This window comes from Priestia filamentosa (genome assembly GCF_900177535.1).
Lineage (GTDB): Bacteria > Bacillota > Bacilli > Bacillales > Bacillaceae_H > Bacillus_I > Bacillus_I filamentosa.
Genome location: NZ_FXAJ01000002.1, coordinates 602474 through 624967, shown reverse-complemented (window position 1 = coordinate 624967; position 22494 = coordinate 602474). Strand labels below are relative to the sequence as shown.

Annotated in this window: 18 protein-coding genes and 1 pseudogene; 4 read left to right on the top strand and 15 right to left on the bottom strand. The window is 36.4% G+C overall.

The genetic code is table 11. From position 1 onward, the window contains the following. Positions 1 to 3: 3 nt before the first annotated feature. Complete coding sequence (locus tag B9N79_RS10115; RefSeq protein WP_046217295.1) at positions 4 to 1218, bottom strand: L-lactate MFS transporter; 1215 nt, start codon at positions 1216 to 1218, stop codon at positions 4 to 6. A 401-nt stretch (positions 1219 to 1619) separates the two neighbouring features. Then, positions 1620 to 3281: an aryl-sulfate sulfotransferase gene (locus tag B9N79_RS10110; RefSeq protein WP_085118211.1), complete on the bottom strand. Its 1662-nt coding sequence runs from the start codon at positions 3279 to 3281 to the stop codon at positions 1620 to 1622. 208 nt (positions 3282 to 3489) lie between these two features. Between B9N79_RS10110 and B9N79_RS26945 the strand changes: the two genes are divergently transcribed. Continuing rightward, positions 3490 to 3750, top strand: coding sequence for a GNAT family N-acetyltransferase (locus tag B9N79_RS26945; protein WP_372450247.1), 261 nt, complete (start codon positions 3490 to 3492; stop codon positions 3748 to 3750). A gap of 218 nt (positions 3751 to 3968) precedes the next feature. Here the strand turns inward: B9N79_RS26945 and B9N79_RS10100 are convergent, their stop codons facing one another. From B9N79_RS10100 to B9N79_RS10065, 7 genes are all read right to left on the bottom strand, one after another. Continuing rightward, complete coding sequence (locus tag B9N79_RS10100) at positions 3969 to 4838, bottom strand: MurR/RpiR family transcriptional regulator (protein WP_019394366.1); 870 nt, start codon at positions 4836 to 4838, stop codon at positions 3969 to 3971. 332 nt (positions 4839 to 5170) lie between these two features. After that, positions 5171 to 6091, bottom strand: coding sequence for a DMT family transporter (locus tag B9N79_RS10095; RefSeq protein WP_046217293.1), 921 nt, complete (start codon positions 6089 to 6091; stop codon positions 5171 to 5173). 297 nt (positions 6092 to 6388) lie between these two features. After that, positions 6389 to 7336, bottom strand: coding sequence for a DMT family transporter (locus B9N79_RS10090; RefSeq protein WP_048896791.1), 948 nt, complete (start codon positions 7334 to 7336; stop codon positions 6389 to 6391). 552 nt (positions 7337 to 7888) lie between these two features. Next, positions 7889 to 9274, bottom strand: a complete 1386-nt coding sequence (locus tag B9N79_RS10080) for an MFS transporter (RefSeq protein WP_048896789.1) — start codon at positions 9272 to 9274, stop codon at positions 7889 to 7891. A gap of 613 nt (positions 9275 to 9887) precedes the next feature. Further along, positions 9888 to 11279, bottom strand: a complete 1392-nt coding sequence (locus B9N79_RS10075; RefSeq protein WP_085118208.1) for a protoporphyrinogen/coproporphyrinogen oxidase — start codon at positions 11277 to 11279, stop codon at positions 9888 to 9890. Positions 11280 to 11360: 81 nt separating this feature from the next. After that, positions 11361 to 12263: a 4-hydroxy-tetrahydrodipicolinate synthase gene (gene dapA / locus B9N79_RS10070; protein ID WP_046217291.1), complete on the bottom strand. Its 903-nt coding sequence runs from the start codon at positions 12261 to 12263 to the stop codon at positions 11361 to 11363. Between the two features lie 160 nt (positions 12264 to 12423). After that, positions 12424 to 13911, bottom strand: a complete 1488-nt coding sequence (locus B9N79_RS10065; protein ID WP_026009711.1) for an aldehyde dehydrogenase family protein — start codon at positions 13909 to 13911, stop codon at positions 12424 to 12426. Positions 13912 to 14840: 929 nt separating this feature from the next. Here B9N79_RS10065 and B9N79_RS10060 point away from each other — a divergent pair. Continuing rightward, a complete protein-coding gene (locus B9N79_RS10060) occupies positions 14841 to 15101 on the top strand; it encodes a hypothetical protein (RefSeq protein ID WP_019394374.1) in 261 nt (86 codons plus the stop codon). A gap of 123 nt (positions 15102 to 15224) precedes the next feature. Here B9N79_RS10060 and B9N79_RS10055 read toward each other — a convergent pair whose 3' ends face one another. The 4 genes and pseudogenes from B9N79_RS10055 to B9N79_RS10040 form a co-directional block, all read right to left on the bottom strand. After that, a complete protein-coding gene (locus B9N79_RS10055) occupies positions 15225 to 15566 on the bottom strand; it encodes a c-type cytochrome (protein WP_019394375.1) in 342 nt (113 codons plus the stop codon). A 232-nt stretch (positions 15567 to 15798) separates the two neighbouring features. Continuing rightward, positions 15799 to 17534, bottom strand: a pseudogene (locus B9N79_RS10050) (GMC family oxidoreductase). A gap of 12 nt (positions 17535 to 17546) precedes the next feature. Then, positions 17547 to 18281: a gluconate 2-dehydrogenase subunit 3 family protein gene (locus tag B9N79_RS10045; protein WP_040057583.1), complete on the bottom strand. Its 735-nt coding sequence runs from the start codon at positions 18279 to 18281 to the stop codon at positions 17547 to 17549. Between the two features lie 308 nt (positions 18282 to 18589). After that, positions 18590 to 18913 carry a hypothetical protein gene (locus B9N79_RS10040; protein ID WP_040057584.1) on the bottom strand — a complete coding sequence of 108 codons (324 nt, stop codon included), beginning with the start codon at positions 18911 to 18913 and terminating at the stop codon, positions 18590 to 18592. Between the two features lie 341 nt (positions 18914 to 19254). Between B9N79_RS10040 and tatA the strand changes: the two genes are divergently transcribed. Together tatA and tatC are read left to right on the top strand one after the other, a co-directional pair. Beyond that, positions 19255 to 19479 carry a twin-arginine translocase TatA/TatE family subunit gene (gene tatA / locus B9N79_RS10035; protein WP_019394379.1) on the top strand — a complete coding sequence of 75 codons (225 nt, stop codon included), beginning with the start codon at positions 19255 to 19257 and terminating at the stop codon, positions 19477 to 19479. A 73-nt stretch (positions 19480 to 19552) separates the two neighbouring features. Further along, on the top strand, positions 19553 to 20275 hold the full coding sequence (gene tatC, locus B9N79_RS10030; protein WP_040057585.1) for a twin-arginine translocase subunit TatC: 723 nt from the start codon (positions 19553 to 19555) through the stop codon (positions 20273 to 20275). 200 nt (positions 20276 to 20475) lie between these two features. Here the strand turns inward: tatC and B9N79_RS10025 are convergent, their stop codons facing one another. Next, entirely contained in the window at positions 20476 to 20952 is a 477-nt protein-coding gene (locus B9N79_RS10025) for a FixH family protein (RefSeq protein WP_082864725.1), read from the bottom strand. Positions 20953 to 20978: 26 nt separating this feature from the next. Further along, a complete protein-coding gene (locus tag B9N79_RS10020) occupies positions 20979 to 22367 on the bottom strand; it encodes a PepSY-associated TM helix domain-containing protein (RefSeq protein WP_046217289.1) in 1389 nt (462 codons plus the stop codon). Between the last annotated feature and the right edge of the window lie 127 nt (positions 22368 to 22494).

The window sequence follows — 22494 nt, the reverse complement described above, 5'->3', positions numbered from 1 at the left end:
CCTCTAATTTATTTTTACTTTTAAGCGACTAGGTAGTTTGATAAGTATAGCTATAATAAAAGATAGAATGCAAAGAATCCCTATGATAATAAATGTTGGTTTAAAGCCTCCTAAAAATGCTGCAATGAAAGAGCCCGCAAGTGCACCTAAACCAAAGCCTTGATAGACAATCCCATAGTTTTTACTATGGTTTTTCAAACCGAAAAAATCTCCTACAATAGCAGGAAATATAGTAATATTTCCACCAAAACAAAAAGCGATGGCTGCAACACAAGCGAAGAAAATTCCATAATTCAAATGAACAAAACTCAGCATAGTTACAGCTATAGCTGTAATTAAAAAAGTGGAGGCAATGACTTTCAAACGACTAACCTTATCAGATAGTGAACCAAGAATAAGACGGCCGACTGTATTAAAAATAGCAATCATAGCCACTGCATTAGCAGCCACAGCAACATTTAAATCAGCTAATTGAACACCTATGTCTTTAACAATGCTAATCAAATATAAACCACTCATACATGCTGTAAAGAACATAATGAAAAGTAGGTAAGCCTCTTTCGTTACTAACATTTCTTTAACTGTATAATCTCGTTTATCCTGTGTATTCTGTGGATTCTCTGTATTCTCTGTATTCATAGCGGTTTCCTCTATAATAGCTTCTCTTAGAAGGAAAGATCCTCCAACTACCATGACCATAACGATGATTCCCCAATAGAAGAAAGTTTGAGAAATACCTACATGATCAATAAAAGCTGTATTAATGTATTTAAAGATTAAGCTTCCTAATCCATATGCAGATACAGAAACTCCAGAAATGAGCCCTTTACGATTCGGAAACCATTTAATTAAGTTAGATAAAGAGGTAATATAGGCTGTTCCATCAGCAAAACCTACAACAATACCCGCCAGCAAATAAAGCATAAGGAGCGAAGAAACTTGTGAGGTAAGAATTAACCCTAACCCAAGAATAAAACCAGATAAGGCAATTAATTTACGAATTCCCCATTTTTCCTGTAGCCTTCCCGCAAATAAAGTAGCAAATGCTAAGGCGAAACTCGTGATAGAGAACGTTATAGCTACGGAACTAAGCTCCCAATCGAATTTATTAACTAATGGCTGGTTGAATAAACTCCATGTATAAATTGTCCCGAGACCCATTTGAACAATAATGGTTCCTAGAATAAGAAACGCAGGATGAATAGCCTTGCTTTTCATAATAACCTTCCTCCATCTTAATATTGGATCTTCCTAGTTATAGAAGTTTTATAGGATTTTTAGTATTAATAAAACGCCAACCTATAAGTCAAAGGTTATTGTATCCAAGATAAAGGGGAAGATACGCGGTCTTCTTTTTTATGAATAAAAACAAGCTGTATATACTATTGTAGATTTATTCATTCTACTCTTAGTTGATGAATTATACCTAGATTAAACCGATTTGTAAAAGTATAAAAAAAGCGTAAACCCATTGTCATTCAAGGGTTTACGCTAATAGCCAACAGAAATTGTATCGAGTATTCCTCGATTTATATGCCCGTCATTTCTTATATGATAGCGGGCATTTTGGATTTGATTCTTAAAAATATTTGAAGCAGAGTCTAAAGAATTCTTTTAATTCATAAGGAATATTCCCAGTTATTATTATATAAGGAATATCGTTCGCTACGATATGCACGGGCACCTGCTGGAAAATCTGTAATATTTGCTTCAAAAACGACTTCACCATTTTCACTTACTTCAAATATAGCACTATGAGTATCTTCGTCTAAGTAACCAAAGTTCACTAGACGGTTACCTGTTTGAGGCAAGAAACGCGTACTTCCCACAATATTGGTAAAGTGATCAGCACCTAGTTCTTCACCAAAACTCCAAATTTCTTTTGCTGTACGTTTCTTTTCGTTAATACGATATTGGACACCACGACTGTATTCCTTTGAAAGCGATTCGTTACCTCGTGTTACCACAACGTTATTATCATATACAAGAAGATCAATTGTATCTTCATTATTATCTTGATCTGGTAAAATTACCGGGGCGTGTTGACCTGCCGTATATTTGAAGCTATCACCTGTTCCAGCCACTAAATATTGTTTATAATCATCTGGCCAGCCTTCTTCATCTGCCATAATCCATATAATCCTACTTGTTTTATAATCAACTTTCATTATTAAATCTTGGTTGCGGCTAGAGATAATAATACTGTTGTCCGATTCATCAAAAACAACCGCATTTTGATGAAACCAATCAACTTTGCCATCATCACGTGTAGTTTCATCATATTCTTCATAAAATTCACTTGGTAATAGGTCCTTCAAATCGATTGTTTTGACGATTTCTCCAGTCTCACGGTCCAGTTCAATCATAATATCTTCAATGTAATTTGTATCTCCGTTTACTGTTAGCAATAAATTACCACTCGGTAGTTCAATCGCATCATGATGAACCATTGTCATTTCTTCCGATTTCCCTTCATTAATCGCATTATCGGAATTTAATTCGTAAATTTTATAGTACTTACCTAGATAATCCATTTCCACTAATTCATTATAAGTATCATCACTATTGTCTGCTTTCGTTAAGTATAAAATATGGCCATTTTCAAGCTCTTGGAATACATGACTGTTGTATCTTATATTATACCAACGTACATCTCCATATGTATCATATGCATATGGATACTTTGTACTTGGAACGAAGAAGGTAAGTGAACTATTCCCCAGCTCCATTTTTTCTGTATTAGCTTTTTCAACATTTATATTCCCAATATAGTTAGGTAATTTTTCTGTTTTCATACTGAGTGTTTTTTTCGTTACATTTCCATTCTCATTTTCAACGGTTACAGTGACCTTATTTGTTGTATTAGCGAGTAATCCTAATACAGGAATTTCATGTGTTGTTTTATACTCTTCATACGTATGTGTAATAGTTGTCTTTTTCGTACGACCAGGCACTTCAACAGTTACCTTTGAAGGTTCTTCTGTCTTGAATAATACAAGTGCTGTTAATGGTGAATTACCATAAGGATCTTGTATGACCAACATATTATCCTCCGTGTACTTCCCACTTTCTAATTCCTCTACATACGCTTGTTCTACTTCTTCTTGGTTTTCGATTTCATCTGTTAATAATTTTGTAACAACTCCTTCTGTTTTACTTGTAGATTCAGTTGTTTCAGTTGTATCTCCTCTAAATGAGGAACTTACAATAAAAGCGATTATTATAGTAGCGATTACTATAGTAAAGAAAGCCATAATAGCTTTAGAAAAATATTTGTTCATTTTTATACCTCCGACACTTTCTATAACAACTGTATATTTTGAATATGTCGGGAGTGTATCAGATCTAAAAGTTCGAATATTGCGAATAATCATTCTGATCTATTTACGAAGAAGAAAAAGACTCATCCATGGATAATTTAAAGATCAGCTCTCTTTTCTAGATACATTTACATTTGGAGCATTCTCTCATTCAAAAGAATGAGTTGTAATTTTAAAAAGAGAACTTCGTCTTAAGTTAAGACATCGTGCTAATATTGTAGCTATGTATGTCTTTCCATTCATGAGAAAGACGGGTATTAGAAGGAAACTCATAGCAACTTGTATTGAAAAAGCAAAATTCTTAGAAGAGATGGAACAGGTTTACTTAAGGGTGGTTACGACTAATATTGCTGCTAAAAACCTCTATTTATCACTCGGGCTTAAGAGTTTTTCTCAAGAAAAAAGAGATTTAAAATTAATACATATATAAATGAAGAGTATATGGTGTTATTCCTTAATAGTAATAAGAAGCCTTAAATTATGAATTTAAGGCTTCTTCCATCCCCGAACACAGGTTGTACCATCTTCGCTTTTTCCCATAACAGTGCAAAATATGGATCTCCACCTCAATCGACATTAAAGTCATAAATATCACCTGGCTTTGTTTTAAATTCAAAGGAAGTCACCCTTTGATAACTCTTTTTGAATTTAATAAGAAAAGATTACATCCTTTTCTATCAGTGTTTTTTCAAGTCTTTTCAACCTTTTAATTGATTCTTCTGATGACCGTTTACCAATCTCAATGACCAATGCCTCTATCAACGCGATAATAGGGACGATTGAAAATTGTTCTTTATTAATTTCTACTTTCAGTGTTACGGACGCATATGAAATAACTGGGCATGAGATATAGTCTGTTATTAATATAATTTTATTTCCTAGTTCATAAGCAAGCTTAACTGCCTCAATAATTCGATTAGTGTATGGTTCAAATGCAAAAACCACTAACACTTCCTCTTTTTCAAATTGTAAAATCCTATCATAAACTACTTCTGTATCGTGGCTTAATTGTCTTATTTTAGAATAGAATTCTCCAAGCAACTGTTCAAAATATAGGGCAGTGGCTTTGTAAGGTCGAGATCCCAAAATATTGATATGACTTGATTTTTCGATGAAATTAATTGCTATTTCAAAGTTTTCCATTAAATCCGCGTCTAATGATTTGTTTAATAAATTAACGGATTCTTTCCAAACTTGGATTACAGTTGGAGCTCGCCCCTCTTCTTTTGGAATTTCTGTAATGGACTTCTTCAATGCCCATCTTGAGTTGGAAGGAAACGATTCATCATAGATATCTTTGCGGAAGTCATTAAAATTCTCATATCCTAAGGAACTTATCGTACGCATCACAGTTGAAATTCCAACTTCAGCATTAGTGGCAAGCTCTTTAACTGTTATGAGCCCTATTGACTGAGTATTTTTTAGAATATAATCGCATAGTTGTCTTTGTTTTTTTGGTAAAGAATCTTTAATATCAACGATTTTATTAATTGTTGTTTTTGGATTATCTAAACTCATTTAAATCCCCTTTTCACCTTCAATTTGTAGATTATCCGTTAAATTTGATCCACCTTGAGTCTATTATATCTCATATTTAAGAGAATGACCCAATACAAAAAGGGAGCCTTTTGAATGGCGCCCTTTTATAAGGTCAATCTATTTTTAGAGGTTAAGATAGCCGGGACAAAGAATTTCCAAAATTCTCTCCACTATCATTAAGAATACCGAAATAATCTGGGTTTTTAATGAGGCTATGATAATCTAACGATTTTGGGGATACCTGTCTCTCCAATAGAATTAAAAAGGTATCATAAAGCCGCTATTCATTTAGCGCAATTTGCTTAATCTTTTTAGTTAGGATGGCTTATATCAATAGCTTTCTTAGCCTTAGATCGACCTTGTGTAACAAGAATTGCTGAATACAAAACCAATGCGATCCCTAGCACCTGCCATCCCCCCAACTGTTCCCCAAGAAAAAGGACTCCAGTTAATACGGCTATGATGGGCTCTATCGTTGCTAAAATGGAAGCCTTGCTAGCTTCTAAATGCTTTAATCCTGAAGTGTAAAATGCAAAGCCTGCAACCGTTGCTACTAATGCTAACAACAGTGCTGCCACCCAAACATCTGCAGATTGAAATTGATCAGTCTTTCTTATTATGTCACTTGTCAGTAACATAAAAATACTTGTATAAAAAAATGTATATGTGGTAATTGTCAATGCAGAATACCGCTTTGTGATAGGTTTACTGAAAATGCTATACAAAGCATAACAAAATCCAGATAGAATCCCCATCACCAATGTCTTCATAGGTATACTTCCTTGGCCAAATGGCAGTAGACCTACGACAAACGCACAACCTGTGACAGCAAGAACAAGTGCCCAGCCTTTACGAATGGTCAAGGGCTCTTTAAAAAAGAGGCGAGATAAAATTGTTACAAACAATGGACCTGTATATAAGAGTGTTACCGCAAGGGATAAACTCGATTGAGAAAAAACTTCAAAGTAAAAAAAGTTAAATAAGGCAATACTAAAGATTCCCGCTCCAGCGAAAAAAACATGATCTATTAACCTTGTACGTAACTGATCCCGATAAAATACAACCATAAGCAGAAATAGGATAACAAACGTAAAAATACCTCGAATGGCAACTACGTCCCAGGCTGTGAAGCCCCGAGCATACAATGGAGCAATAAATAAACCAATAAGTCCCCAACATGTTGCACCAGCTATTGTAATGATGTAAACTCTTAAATTCGACAGTTTTTCCATATCATTCACCTCAGATTCGGTTGTACACTAACTTCTCATATTAATATATTGATATCGCGTTGAATAATAAAGCTACTTAAGAGGTATATGTTGTTATAAGGACTGCATGTATCCAAGCTAATAAAATAATTATGAATGCAGAACCTAGCATTTCATTAGAGATTCTTTAAAAAGGCGTCTTAAAAACAGTTACAGATGCACGTGCTGTGGTGTAAAGAAGCATTGATGGGAGGTTTCTTCAATCACACTAAACAAAATCCAATATACGAGAACCTATGCTATGTGGAGAATATTCTACTAAGTAATTGTGTTATTCACTCTTTTCTTTTTTACATGAATGAAACTAATCTTATGGCTTATGGTTGCAACATAAACGCCGATAATAACCATTGACATGCCGACTATTTGTTGCCAAGTAATCACTGCACCATAAAAGAGCAAGGCAATCCATGTTGCATTGATAGGCACTAGGTTCATATACAAACTTGACTTACTAGCTCCGATTTGATGAATACCTTTATTCCAAAGGAGAAAGGCAACGACGGATGAACACACAATCAAGAACAGCATCTCAATCCAGGATTGCTCAGACATGTTAGGAACCTTTCCCCATCCCCCTTCGAAAAGAGACCAAATTGCAAAAAAAAATGAACCCAACAGCATCGTAATTGTTGTAGTAAAAAGAGGGGAAGATTCTTTCATAACAACTTTTCCAATTAGACCGTGAATCACCCAACATATCAAGCCTGCGACAAACAAAAGATCTCCTGCGTTAAACGTTAGTGAAACCAACGTCTCTAATGATCCTTTGATTATGACAAGAAAAACACCAATAAGAGATAATAATAGTCCAAACCCTAGACGCCCATTCCAAGTTTCATTTAAAAATAATACGGCTCCAAATGTTACAAAAACGGGTGTAGTTGCCATAATCAATGATCCGTTTATAGCAGAAGTGTAGCCTAGAGCGACAAAGAAAAAAGCGTTATATCCCAAAATACCAGTAAGAGCCATCATTAATAAGCCGAACCATTGTTTTTTTAAAACCTCTATCTTCCATTGAGATCTTATAGTTACTATTAGTAATAAAATCAAACCCGCAGGCCCAAATTGTAAAGTTGCTGCTGTAATAGGTGTAATTTCGGTAATCACATGTTTAGCGGCGCCAAATGCACCTCCCCAAAATAAAGGAACAAGTAACATTAAAAAATAGATCCCAACTTTTTGTTTGCTTTGTGATCCCATCTACAGACTCCTCCTCATTAATGATTTTGTATCTCTGATGAAAGAGTTAGAAACTATTGGCTATTTGTGTAGTAAAAGCCTCTTAAAAACCTTGTCTATTACATTTTTGTAGTGGGAACGGACACCTTGGCACCATATTTAACAAGCTTTTCAATTTCAAACCTAGAACTCCTGTATAGATAGAGCCACCTATATATAAATGGTTCCTCGATCTCTTCTCCCCGGTAAGGGTTTTCGTGCCGATTTGTTTTTCTCTTCCTTTTTCCCCATTTAGCATTACTTTATCTTGTTTGGAAAATTGCATATAATAGGAGAGAACTTCTTGTGCTAAATCCTATTATGTAAGAAATAGATAGAATGTTAGATGTTAAGTTTTTTACATAAAGGGAATGACACCAATCAGTCATTTCGCTACTGTCTGGGTCACACCCTCTCTAGAAATTCAATACATCAGTGGTGCCTGCCCTTTTCCCCTTCTATTCACCCTTTTCCTTACAAACGAATCCTTTTCTCTAAATCTTGTTTTTGCTGTTTCTCAAAAGTTCTTGCTTTCTAATTCATCGTTTTCTTCTGTATAAAGCTCTTATTCTGCGGATCACCACTACTTTTATTCATGGAACTAGCTTGCGATAAGCTCATATTCTTTGTTTCTGGAGCCATGAATAGAGCAACTAAAAATCCTATGAAATACATTGCACCACAAGCATAAAACGTAGCTGATACTCCATAATTTGCTAAAAACGCAGGAAAGAAAAGTGTGCCAATGGCAGAAGTAATACGAGTTATCCCTGTAGAAAAGCCCATGGCCGTTCCTCGAATATGCGTTGGGAAAAGTTCGTTTGGATAAATCCACTGATGTATTCCCATTCCCGTATTAAGCGTTCCATAAATGATAAAGAGAACGACGATCCAAATGAATGACATATTCGCTCCAGAGGCTGACCCTAATCCCAATGTAATTAAAGAGAGCGAACATATTAAAAATGGCCAAATAAGCGTTGGTCTTCTCCCGTATCGTTCAACCAAATAAAGAAAAGGAAACAAGCCAACAAGATAGACGATATTAATGATCGCGGATCCTAAGTATTCTTTTGTGCCATTGGCAAAACCAAACTGACCAAGGATCTCAGGGATATAGGTGCCTATAGCAAAAGTCGGTACGACTTGAAGCGACCAAAAGACAGCTACAAACATAGTCCATTTTCCATTTCCATTTCGAAAGATATCAAGAAAGGTTGTTTTCACCTTGATCTCTGGTTCTTTCGACATCACCACATTCTTCCCGTATATTTTGTGAACAATCGCGTTTGCTTCTTCTTCTCTTCCTTTGTTAGCTAGCCAGCGAGGAGATTCTGGCATTCTTAAACGCGCAAAGAACATAATTACGGCTGGAACCGCACTGCTTAAAAGCATCCATCTCCAACTTGTATCACCGAAAACTAACATAAAGTAACCAACCAAGTAGGAACTGGCGTAGCCGACATACCAGAGTCCATTAAGTCCGCCAAGTAAGGAGCCACGATTCTTTTGTGGCGAAAATTCCGTCATTAAAGCTCCTGCAATGGGGAAATCTGCCCCTATCATGACACCTAAAATAAACCGTAAAATGACCAACTGCATAGGATCGTTAGTAAAAAATTGAAGGGTTGACACAATAGCTATGATAAGCATATTAATGATAAATATCTTCTTCCGACCCATGAGATCTGTCAGATAGCCTCCCAGCATTCCACCAACAAACATCCCCGCAAGAGTTGCCATTCCAATCAAACCAGTAACAGTTAAAGACATATCAATTTGGCGCTGCATGACAGAAAGTGCTACCGCAATAATTCCAATAATATATCCATCAAGGAATGCACTTCCACCGCTATAGGCAAACATTTTGAAATGAAATCTACTTAAAGGCATTTCTTCCATAGTGCGGACTTTATTCATATTTTCCCTCCCGTGATTGAAATAAATTTTTATTTCATGTCCTCCGTTCTTAATAGTGAAATATAGAAAACGATGCATCTAAATACACTGTCTATCTTTTCAAAACCTAATAGTATGACGTATTTACTTTCAAAAGTTTTACTAATATATTTCTGAAGTAACGATATTGAATGGGTCGAATGGTACACTATAGCGCTTTAAAATAGAACTGAATGAATCTAGATGTTGATCTAGGAATTGCAGAGTTATTTTGTGTAGAAACTATTCCTAAAATGATTTGCCTACTTCACCAAATGAGAAGATTGAATAAATGAATCATCATCTTCGGTGAAGTAAGCGTTTGCATTTTCGCGATTGAATGCCTATTTGTCACTTTCGCCCTGTATTATATCCTTCAAAACTGGAGATAAGATGTGAATTAAATACAGTAAACCTATATTTAAAATAGATGGTTCATTTTTCGTTTTCTATCCCTTACATTTTTTGAGAATTCCCTCATAAAAGGAGATCATTTTTTGTAAATGATGGGGTTTAATGAGGGCTATTCAATTGGTATAAGTCTTAGTATAATTTCAAAATGAGTTTAACGGATTCTCCAACAAAATTATGATCATTAATTAGAAGCTACCGTTTTGAATTCCTTCTCTTTTTGAGATTCATGAAGCCCGAATTCCAGTAAGCTATTAATATTTTGGGCTGCCGTGAACCCGGTTTGAATCGCCGTTTCCGTATAATAGGAACCTAAATAATCACCTGCTAAGAAAAATCGACCCGCAGATTTTGTTAAAATGGGCTGCAGTTCTGCACGGCCTGGGAAAATATACGCTGATCCGAATGGGAATTTCATGACTTGGGCCTCCACTACATGATCACTAAAACCAGGAAATATTTCATTTAAATCTTTCAATTTCAATTGAATAATTTCCTCATCCGATTTATCAATGAGCCGACGCCCGCTTTCTCCAGGTGAAAATGTCATAAAACTACTTCCTGGTTTCCTCTCATTTTCCCAAGAACGGACTAGATTCGATTGATGAAGAATAATGTCAAATGACCTTTTAGGCGTCGCAAAAGAATAGACATCATCCCAAACTTGTGGTCCTGTTTCATTGGTTAAAAAGGCTGCACTAACATGTGGACCATATTTAATCTTACCAAGAGCGTCTGCGATTTCTGGGTCAATGTTTCTCGCTATTTTTTTTGTAATGGTGGCAGGCGTCGCGAGCACTGCATAACGTGCTTCCACCACATGCTTCACGCCATTTTGCATATAGTGTACGACAACACGGTCTTCTTTCTGAAGAACTTCTAAAACGTTTGCATTTAATTGAACACGTTCACCTAATGTTGAAGCAATCGTGTTCGTAAGCGTTGAGGGTCCTCCAACAATGTTATTCCCTAACCCATCATCTTTGTTCCATACCGTGTGGAAATATCCTACACCTGATCCGGCTGTCATGGTCTCCGGACTGCCGGTCGAACGGCTAACTGTAGGTCTAAAAATGGCATCTGCATCTGGTGGTAATTGACCCGTAAATTCGGCAAACGTTCGGTCAGCCATAAATTCTAAAATTCGTTGTTGTCGAACTCTATAATCCTCTCCCGGACGTTTTTTGGCCATTTTGCCATACTTGATCACAGCTGCACGCACTTTAGCACCGGCACGTATCATAGCAAATCTAGCTTTCCATGACATCGGGGCCCTAAATGGATACAGTTCAACCGGACCATCTTTAAGTAGCTTCCCATTCAAAGACATGGCAGCTAAAATTCCAGGTACAGGTGCTGCAGTTACTCCTACAGAGTTAAATAATTCATCTGTAGCTGAACCAGGTCCAGCATATAGGTGCCCCCCCCAATTTAACCAATAATTTCCTCGACGTTCAGATCGTACACGCCCACCAATACGATCATCGGATTCTAAAAGTAAAATATCATGGTGTTTAAGGCGCCAGGCAGCAGACAAACCTGCCAGTCCACCGCCTATTACAATTACATCTTTCATTGGGTTTCCTCCTATTCTTTGTGTATTTATAATTTCTCTATTTTGTTTAATATAGTTTTACCCTCAGTTCCCCTCATTCTTTTAATGTTGTTTTACCTTTAGTTCCCCTAATTCATTTAAAATGGTTTCAATCTTTGATTTGAACTCTTTAGAAGCAGGTACGAGTGGTAATCGACTTGGTCCTCCTGATAATCCCAGTACTTCCAAGCCTGCCTTTACTGTGCCCGGAATCGTTTCTTCTTCAATCGCATTATATAAATCTAGCAGTTCTTGATTTAATTTCGTTGCTTCTTTTACGTTGTTTTCATTTACAACCAAATCATATAGTTTGGCTATTTTTTTCGGAGCCAAGTTGTGGACGACTCCCACAGCGCCATGTCCCCCTAATGCTAAGGTAGGTAAGATTAAATGTTCAAATCCAGTCAGGACCGCGAAATTTGGATTGTTTTTTGTTAAGGCAATCAGTTTAGACGTATGCGCTCCATCCGCCGTATTTTTAATCCCCACAATTCCCTCTATTTGACTGATTTCATGAATTAATTCCGGATCAAGTTCAATGCCTGTAGCATCTGGATAATGATAGATGACAATGCCAATACTAGCGTTTTCTGCTACGGCCTTGTAGTGATCAATAATGCCTTGTCTACTTGTTGGCATATAATAAGGATTAATGACTAAGGCACAATCTGCCCCAACTTCAGCTGCGTATTTAGTCAGTTCAATGGTATCTTCTGTTCGATGACATCCTGTACCCGCCATAACAGGTACTCTACCCTTTGATGTTTCACATACAAATTTGATGACTTCTCTTCGTTCTTCCATGCTCATGAGTGAGTATTCTCCCGTACTTCCCCCCACTAAAAGACAATTCATTCCTCCACCTATCAAATGTTCGATAATTTGTTCAAGCCCCTTATAGTCAATACTGTTATCTTCTTTCATAGGTGTAGGTAAAGCTGGAATCATTCCAAACGGTTTATACATAGTAAGCCCTCCAGTAAAAGTTAGTTAAATATAAAATGAATAAAAACTGAATATTGAGAAATCTTTAATTAAAATAGATATTATTAAAAAATTGAATTTGATTTTCTGATAAGTGTAGATTCCCTAGATTTACGTGATTTTAAAGTTTTCTAACCTGTATTTATTTAATCTTTACATATACACTTTTTACTTCTGTGTAGTTTTCCAGGCCATACTCTCCACCCATTTCACGTCCAATACCAGATTGTTTGTATCCACCAAATGGCATGGTCTCCCACTCAAGACCAACGTCGTTAATCCAAACGGTTCCTGCTTCTAGTTTACGAGAAATATAATGACCTTTTTTGATACTTTCTGTCCAAACGCTAGCTGCCAAACCGTAATCGCTATCATTTGCTCTTTTAATCACTTCTTCAACCGTATCAAAAACGAAAACTGACATGACGGGTCCAAAGATTTCTTCACGTGCAATTGTCATGTCGTCTGTTACATCTGCAAAAATGGCTGGTTCAACAAAATAGCCCGTATCATAGGTTTTTTCGCCTCCCGCAACAAGACGTGCACCTTCTCTTTTTCCTTGCTCGATGTAGCCAAGAACGGTTTGTTTTTGTTTTGCTGAGACAAGTGGCCCCATATCTGTCTCCGGATCCATTCCTGGGCCTAGTTTCAACGTGTTCATGCGTTCTGCCAATGCTTTTACTACATAATCATAGTGTTTGCGATGAACATAGACTCGTGTGCAAGCACTGCAGTTTTGTCCATGATTGTACATTGTTCCGTTAAATGCCCCTTCAATCGCTTCTTCTAGGTTAGCATCCTCTAGAATTATGCTAGGTGATTTACCCCCTAGTTCGAGCGTGATTCCTTTGATTTGATCTGCAGCTTTCTTCATGACTTCTTTTCCTACAGCAGTTGATCCAGTAAAGGACACTTTTTTCACTAAATTATGGGTAACAATTGCATCCCCGGCAACACGTCCAGAGCCAGGAGTGATGTTAACTACACCGTCTGGAAAACCAGCTTCTTTGAACAGTTTTGCTATATAAAGTAGAGAAAGCGGTGTTTCACTTGCAGGTTTGATCACAACTGTGCATCCAACAGCTAAAGCAGAGCCGAGCTTCCAAGCAGCCATCAAAAGAGGGAAATTCCATGGAATAATCTGCCCTACAACTCCCACAGGTTCGTGCGTAGTGTAATTGACATACTCTGGTGATACTTGTGTCGTTTTCCCTTGGATTTTTGTGGAAAAACCCGCATAATATCTAAAGTGTTGGATGGATCCATCAACATCATCTGTTAAGGCAACTTTATATGGCTTACCGTTATCAAGAGCCTCGAGTTGCGCAAGCTCTTCACGGTTTTCTTCCAAAAGATCTGCAAACTTATAAATAAGATGTGAGCGTGTAGCCGCTTCCATTTCTGCCCACGCGCCTTCATCGAATGCTTTTTTTGCAGCTTGAACAGCAATATCAATATCTTCAGTTTGTGCTTCGCTAACTTGCGCAATGACCTCTTCATTAGCAGGATTAACAACATCGAATGTTTCCCCATTAACTGCTTGTACGTATTTCCCATCAATATAAAGACCTATAGGTTCTTCTAAGAATTCTTTTACTTTTGGTTTTAATTTGTAATCAGTTGCTCTCATCATGTCTACCTCTCCTTGTTTAATGTTTATCTTCTTCTTTTTGGAACAATAAATAATTAAATTTTTAGAATTATTTATTAATTATAATATAACAGCAATTTGACGTGTTGTAAATCATTTTTTGAAAAAGGGAATATAAAAGTTCATTTTTTATTCAAAAAACCTTTCTGAACGCCTATTGCGTACAAATAAAAAGTTATTTAATTCTTTTCTTCATCAAAGCAAAAAGCACCTAATCCGAAGAAAGGTGCTTATTTAAAGAAACCTGGCTATAAAACAATCTGTAACAATGACAAACATACTAATACTATCAATCTAAAAAAGGGATGAGGTTCAGTATGAAGAATCAACATTTATTCAAGTAGAAACATTAGCAGCCTGAAATCATTTTATTAACAGAAAAGCGGTATCTATAATACAACCTAAGTTTTCGGGACTTGTCGAAATGAGGGAGAGAGGCGATTATCCATTGCTCATACTACAGATATATCAATATAGGGTTGAATTAGAGAGGAATCATCTTAAATTAACAAATGATTAGTTTGTAAAAGTATAGTTGCAGGAAGAGAAAAGGAACAAATTTCTTGTCAATCAACGGATTTGTGCTTTTTTTAGAGGGTTACATTCTCCTTTTACACTTTACTTATCTAATCAAAGAGTTCATGTCCCCTTACTATCTAAACATCAAAAAATTCTCTGGTTTGCATTAAGGGCTTTAAAAATTGCCTCCTATATGCCATGTTCTTGAAATCGTTGTGATATTCCCCCACTGTATAAACGTGTTTATATCCGAGTAAATTAAAGATGTCTTACTCTTTAGGATACATTTACACTTTGCTTTTAATTAAATTTGGATAACTATTAAGAAAGATTCACGACATTCTAAGTCAAAGGATATTGAAGATAAAATACTTTTTAGGAGGATAAAAATGAATACTCATATTAAAACTGAATTATCATTATTCAGTGAGCTTTTATTGTCTTTACTGTTAACCCTTTGTTTAGGTATTTATTGTTTAAAAACCTTTGATCCGTTCCCGTGGCTTTCCTTTATCGGAGTTCTAATTGGAATTGCCCTTATTGTTACTTGCTGGGAAGAGAAAGAAAACCAATGGATTTTTTTAGTTAGCGGCTTATTAGTTAACACCATTGTTTGGTCTATCTTTTTTAATTGGTCTTCTCTTTTCTAACTATATTCATTCGTAAAATATAAAGCAGCTTGCGTCACATTTATTAGGCACAGGCTACTTTGTATTTTATTTAAATCATAAAAATATTTTTATTTATTGCCCTATCGTTCCATGCATGTAGGATTATCCCTCTTTTTGTGACAACCATTCAGCCACAATTTTAGCCTCTTCTGCAGAAATAACCCCCGCTGGCATAGCGCCTTTACCATTATTAATGATATCTTCTATTTCATTTTGCTGATATTTTAAACCTACTCTATTTAAAGGCGGTCCAGACCCGCCTTGTAAGTTATCTCCATGGCAAGATATACAATTTTGACTTACAATTTCTTCTGGATTGCCGACAGTTGTTGCTTCCCCGTCCTCATTTTGTAAATTATGAGATCCTTTATAAAAAAACAGTAAAAATAATAAACATCCTATGAGAACAATATTGATTCCAGAAGTAATCAATATTTTTTTCATATTATAACCTCCGAATCAAAATTTTCTATGATAACTTAATTATGATAGGCAATAAAGGTGAAAAACTATTTTCTAATTTAATAACATGAGCACCTGTTTCGTTCATATTTTATTATTTACATCCAAAGCAATTATTATCTCTATTATCTATCTAAAAACTCACAGTAAATAAAGAACCATTAAGCCGAAAGTTAATGGTTCCTTGCCCTTTGGCGCTTCTTTTTTCTTTATGTTATGCAAGCTTATTTTTGAGGTTAGCTTTCACAAGTTGCCCACCTTTTTCTAAGTATTTTTGTATGCCTTCAGCAGCTCGATATGCCAATGCACCTACTGTTCCTGTAGGGTTATAGCCACCGTTATGTGGAAAAGCAGACGCACCAATGACAAAAACATTCTCTGCATCCCACATTTGGAGGTAATTATTGAGTGCAGATGTTTCTGGATTGTCTCCCAAGATAACTCCACCAGTGATATGGTCATTCCATCCTGGTACGATATCAAAGTGCTCACTTATTTCCCCTTTCTCGACTAATTCCGCACCCATTTCTTCTATAATTTCTGCAATTCTGTCGGTAAGAAAATGAAAAATTTTAGCATCGTGTTCAGTGAAATCATAGGTCAATCGAGTCAATGGGAGTCCATATGCGTCTTTATAGGTTGGATCCAAACTAATATAATTATTGCGATGTGGCAAAGAAGTTCCCTGAGCCCAAGCAGCAATAGAACGATTATAGTACTTGATGGATTGTTGTTTAAATTCTTTCCCCCACACTTTAGTTCCTTTAGGAACCGCATTTTCTAAAATTGGCCGTTTACCTAATTGTTTAATTGAAATGGACCCACCATGAATGAAATCTAGATCAGTGTGATCAAAGAAATCGCCGTTATAGTCATCCACTGTTACACCGAGAGCTCCTGCCCCCATAGAAGCATTATATTTATCCTTAAAGAAACCTGTCGCTTTTGCGGTGATATGGTAACAGTAGTTTTTACCGATCACACCATCACCGGTTTTTGGATCATATGGGCGTCCGAGTTCAGACAGCAGCAATAACTTGGAATTGTTCATTGTATAACTTGTCAACACAACTACATCTGCAGCCTGTTCAAATTCTTCTCCTGTTTGAACATCTACATAGCGTACTCCAGCAGCCTTTTTTCCATCATGAATAATACCCGTTACGTTGGAGTATGGGCGTAAATCAAAATTACCAGTTTTCTCCGCTGTCGGAATGACCGTCACAACCGGAGTAGATTTTGCTCCGTATTCACAACCGAATTTTTCACAGAATCCACAATATTGACACTGATTTAGCGTTTGCCCATCCGGATTTGTATATGTTTGTGAAAGATTACCTGATGGAAGACGGAACGGATGGAGTCCAAGGTTTTTAGCGGACTTTGTAAAAAGCTCCAGCATCGGTGTAGTTTTCATTGGTGGATTAGGATATGGATTCTTTCTTGGTGGTCCAAGAGGGCTCTCTTCCCCGCTTGTGCCAGCTGTTTTTTCAAATTTATCATAATAAGGTTCTAATTCGTCGTATGTAATGCCCCAATCCTGAATGGTATACTCATTAGGAATTTTATTTTTTCCATATTTTTTTCAGTCATTGTCTTCAGCTCGAAATCATATGGAAGAAAACGCCACGTGTCCCCATTCCAATGGGTACTCGCTCCTCCTACTCCAGTTCCAAGCAGAAACGCTCCAAGCTGTCTCATCGGTAATGCCTGCTCATCTGGGTTATTTCTGAAAGTAATGGTCTCTTTCGACAAATCTTGCATTAATTCATAACGAACAGCATATCGATACTCATCATGCACCATTTGGTAATCTTCAGTTGTTTTATATTTTCCTCGTTCAAGGCCAACGACTTTTAAGCCTTGTTTTGCCAGTTCCGCAGAAATAATGCCCCCTGCCCAACCGATACCTACTACTACAACATCAACCTTGTCCAATTTTGTAACCATAGACTTTCTCCTTTACATATGATCATTTAATGCGATTGGTCCTTTTTTTATAAAGTTTTCTTCTTCGATTTCATTCAAATAGCTCATTTGGGCGCCCGGAAATTCTTTCATATTCCACCCTTCCATGTCGGCATTTCCGCCATACAGAGGATCGGCATAAGCACCGGAAAAAGTGGCAGATATTAACGTATTAAAGAAAAATGAAGCCTTTACGCCTTTTATCTCCACCTTATCTTCTTCAAACTTAGTCAACAATTCATCTTGCTGTTCATCCTCCAGATCGACAAAGGAAGCATTATAATCATTTTTACTGACCTCTTCAATTTTACGAAGCCCCTTTAAGAAAAGATCACGTCGTTTGAGTGGTGATTGGTAACCTTGAAATTCACTTCCTAAGAAAAAAGGTCCTTTCATATATTCTCTATCATTATGTCCATATCCACTTGCCAACTCATGATCAATAAAATAAGGAACGCCTAATTGAATAGCTCCTGGTCCATTTTCATCTTCAGGAAAAATGCGTTCAGTGGCAGCGCTTAGCGTATCAAAATCTTCACGACGGGTGAAAAATTTTAAAGCTCTGTTGTAATTTTTCTTTTCGCTCGTTGGAGGAGGAGGTGACTGTTGGTTATTCCCCTGGACACTAGTGCCTATAAAGGTTCCTAATAGGGTACCTCCCACTACTAAACCAGATTTTTTTATAAAGCGTCTGCGTGAGTGATTTACGGTATCTTTTTCATTAGTCATGTAATTCCCTCCATTTTTATATTTATTAATAAAGTATCGGTATCTCTAGGTAAATTAATACAACTATTACAATTTTTCGAATGAATTAATGTAGTAGAGGAGTTTATGTTGATATGGAGAGGCGTAAAGGGTAAGAGTGAATACGTTATTACTTCTTTTACCACCACCCTTTATTTTTAATGGACTCCTAAAATGATGACCTTGTTAAAAAACCATGCTCATTTTTAAGACTTTAATATAGTGTAGATTATAAAAAAAGAAACTCTGAATCAGAGTTTCTTTTTTTAAGGTGCTATTAAGGCATTTTATTAATTCTCTCTCTTATTTTCATCTTTCAAATCTTCTAGATCTCCTACTGGATCTTCTGGATCTGGAACTGCATCTTCTTCTGCATTATCGTCCTCATCAACTCCAGAGGGCATTTCGTTTTCTTTATCACCATTAATATTATCCACATCTTCCGTTGTATCATCTATATGGTCATTCATCTTATCAATATTATCCGCATTTTCATTTTCATCTACCTGATTTTGATCGTCTTGAGGATCAGGATCTTGATTCGCATTACAACCCACTACCATCAAAGCGAATAAAAATATACTTGTCATGATAAGATACCGTTTTTTATTCATAGTCATCCCCCTTTCTTGATTTATGTCATCTTTAATTCTTTACGATTCCCTATGTAATAAGAAACATGTATTACTAGATTAAAGTACTTAGAAAAAGCCTATACTTTGGTCATTCATTCATAAAATATGTGGATAGAATTTTTGGTCTTTTTGAATTACGTATAAAAAATGAACAGCTTTGGGAATATATGAAAAGAATTATAAATAAATGGCGTCCTTATGACTGTCAATCCTGAGAAAAGTGCTAGATGTTGCTACTTTTTAAGGTTGCCAAAAACTTTAAAAAGAAATTCTCTAGAGCTTATGTGCAGAAGAATATTTTTGAATGGAGGATTTAAGTGATGTTTCAAAATATCGGTATTCCAGGCTTGATTCTAATTCTTATTATTGCCCTTGTGATTTTTGGACCTTCTAAATTACCTGAGATCGGGCGAGCTTTTGGTCGGACTTTGACCGAATTTAAGAGTGCAACTAAGGGGTTAGTTTATGAGGATGATAAAGAGGAAGAGAAAAAACCTCAATTAACGGCTGTTGAAAAGCCGCAAGAGAAATCGGTAATTAAATAAAGAATATATAGACGGGGTGACTCGTCTATTTCTATTTTATCTCATACTTATATGATAGCAGGAGGCAACTGACATGGAAAACGACCATGGAGAACTTATTGGACATTTGAATGAACTTCGTCAAAGAATTATTAAAATCTTGTTTACCTTTATCATTTTCCTTGTTGCTGCATTTATTTTTGTAGAAGATATGTATAATTGGTTAGTTAGAGATCTTGATGGGAAATTAGCTATCTTGGGCCCAGGTGATATTTTATGGGTATATATGATTATCTCGACTATATGTGCCATAGCTTTTACTATTCCTGTAGCTGCATACCAGGCATGGCGATTCGTAAAGCCGGCTCTGACAAGAGAAGAGAGTATGGTGACTTTAAGCTTTATCCCAGGGATATTTGTTTTATTTATTATGGGGATATCTTTTGGATATTTTGTACTGTTTCCGACCGTATTAGGATTTTTAACAAACTTGTCCGTTGGGCAGTTCGAAACAATGTTTACGGCAGAGGAATATTTTCGTTTCATGCTTCATTTGAGTTTACCCTTTGGCTTCTTATTCGAGATGCCTTTGGTCGTAATGTTTTTAACGAGACTTGGAATTCTTAATCCAATGAGATTAGCTAAAGCAAGGAAACTCTCCTATTTTGCCCTCATTGTTGTGTCAGTTTTAATCACTCCGCCTGATTTTATCTCGGACATTCTAGTGATTGTTCCTTTGTTGCTTCTGTATGAATTGAGTATCACTATTTCCAAGTTTGTTTATAAAAAGCGAATTGAAAGCGATGTTTCGATATAATCCGAACAACTATGACTATGATAGACGATGGACTTATTGCCTTATTTAAAATGCACAAGCTCGAACAAATGAATTATAGAAACCTAAGAAAAACCAGACCTAAACCGCTCGGTCCTTTTAAGTATTATGCTTATTTTTGAATGGGTATAAAAGATCGTAAGGAACCCCTACCTTTATTAGAAGGAGGGGTTTTTACTAAATTAGTGATGATGTTGATGTCCATTCTCTTGTTTAGGAGCGCCATCTTGTAGAAGTTCTAATTCACTCTTAGATAATTCCCCTACAATAAACTGTTTCTTCGGCATAATAGGATCTCCGCCTTTACTAGCATGTACTTGTACATAATATAACCCATCTTGCTTTAGCTTTTTCGTTAAACGATAAGTGCCCCTTTTCTCTTTCTCAGCTTGTTCCATTGGAAATTTTACTGAGCCATCTTGTTTCCATATCTCAAAATGGACATAATCTGGATTCTCCACTTTTTTCCCCTCTTGAGTTAGATTGACTCTAAAGGTTGTCTCTGTATTCGTTGATAGCGACTTTGGTAGAATAATCTCAGCTTGAAGAGGATGTTCCATCTTATATTGTTTCGCTGCATCTGGTTTAGTCGAGCAAGCCGAAAGCAAGAGGCTGAAAAGAAAAAAGAATCCTATATACATATATCGTTTCTTTTTCAAGGATTAAAACCTCCTTTATATTGGAATTAAGCATTCATAAACTTCTTAACAGCGGGAATTTTTTTGATAATAAGCCAATCCAACAACCATACAAAGATAAGAGATAGCCCTACCAAAGGAAATACAATGCCTAATCCAATTAAAACAACGAGAAAAACCTTCATCGTTCTGATACTAGGAGCTTTAGGCGCACCCAGCTCTTTTTTCGGTTTACGTTTCAACCACAAATAAAAACCACTAACGGCAATGAAAATGATACCTAAACAAATGGCAAGACTAACAAGTTGGTTAAGGAAACCAAATTGAGTTCCTTTGTGTAATGTAATTCCTAATGCCACTAGTTTTCCAATAAATCCGTAATAATCATAACGATAATCAGCTAGCACAGCACCTGAGTATTGATCAATATGAATGGTCGCTTCATCTTGTGCTTTAGGCGGAAAAGCTGATAGCGTATATACACCTTCTTTATCATTTGGAATACTAATGGTATAGCTAGGATGCATTCCTTCACGATTAGCAATATCAACTACATTGTCAATGGAAAGAGGTACTAATCCCTGAATATTGGATTTCGGAACCTCTAAGGTTTCAGCTGCCCATGGTACCTCTACAATATCTTTTGTTTGAACAGCAGAAGTTGGGGTACTTCCTGTCCAGATAGAAGGAGGGTATCCTGATCCTGAATTTGTAGCGATCGATTGGAAATTAGTGCCCCAAAACCCTGACCAAGGAAGACCAGTGAAAATCAAGAATAACATACCAGCTGTAATCCAAAATGCAGGAACAGCATGTAGGTCTCTTCTTAAAATCTTGCTTCCTTTCTTAAATCGGGGGAACAATACTCCACCCATCCCTTTTTTCCTTTTTGGGAACCATAAAAATAGCCCAGTTACAATAAGAACAATGGCCCAGCAGGCTGCCAATTCTACAATTCGATCTCCCAGCGTCCCAGCCATTAATTCTCCATGGATTTCTTCAATTTTATCCATAATCCGATCTTCATCTTTCAACGTTCCCATAGATTCACCTGTATAAGGATTAATAAAAACAGTAAGAGCTTCATCATGGGAAATGATGCCCACTTCACTTGATCGATCGTCTGTTTCTCCTGGACGATAAGAAGTGACTAAGGCGTTAGGGTACAGTTTTTTGACCTCCTCTATTTGCTGTGAGCCAAGCTCTTTTTCTCCTTGGGGATTGACTTCATAGTACTCCTGGTAAAGAACTTGTTCAATTTGAGGCTTAAATAAATAAACGGAACCTGTCACAGCTAAAATGACAAGGAAAGGTGCAAATAAAATTCCTGCATAGAAATGCCATCTCCATACAGTACGATATAAGGGGTTTCCTAGCTTTTGCTTCTTCGTATTTTTTTGAGCAGAAACCTGATTCTCTTCCCTTGAAGTTTCCATTTCTTTTCCCTCCTTACTAGTCTAGAACATCAAAATATTCAATAATACTATTCTGTGATAATAGCTTGTTTGAATGTTGGGATATAAGCTCCTTCCTCTATGTTAAGTAGTTCTATTAAGAATATGT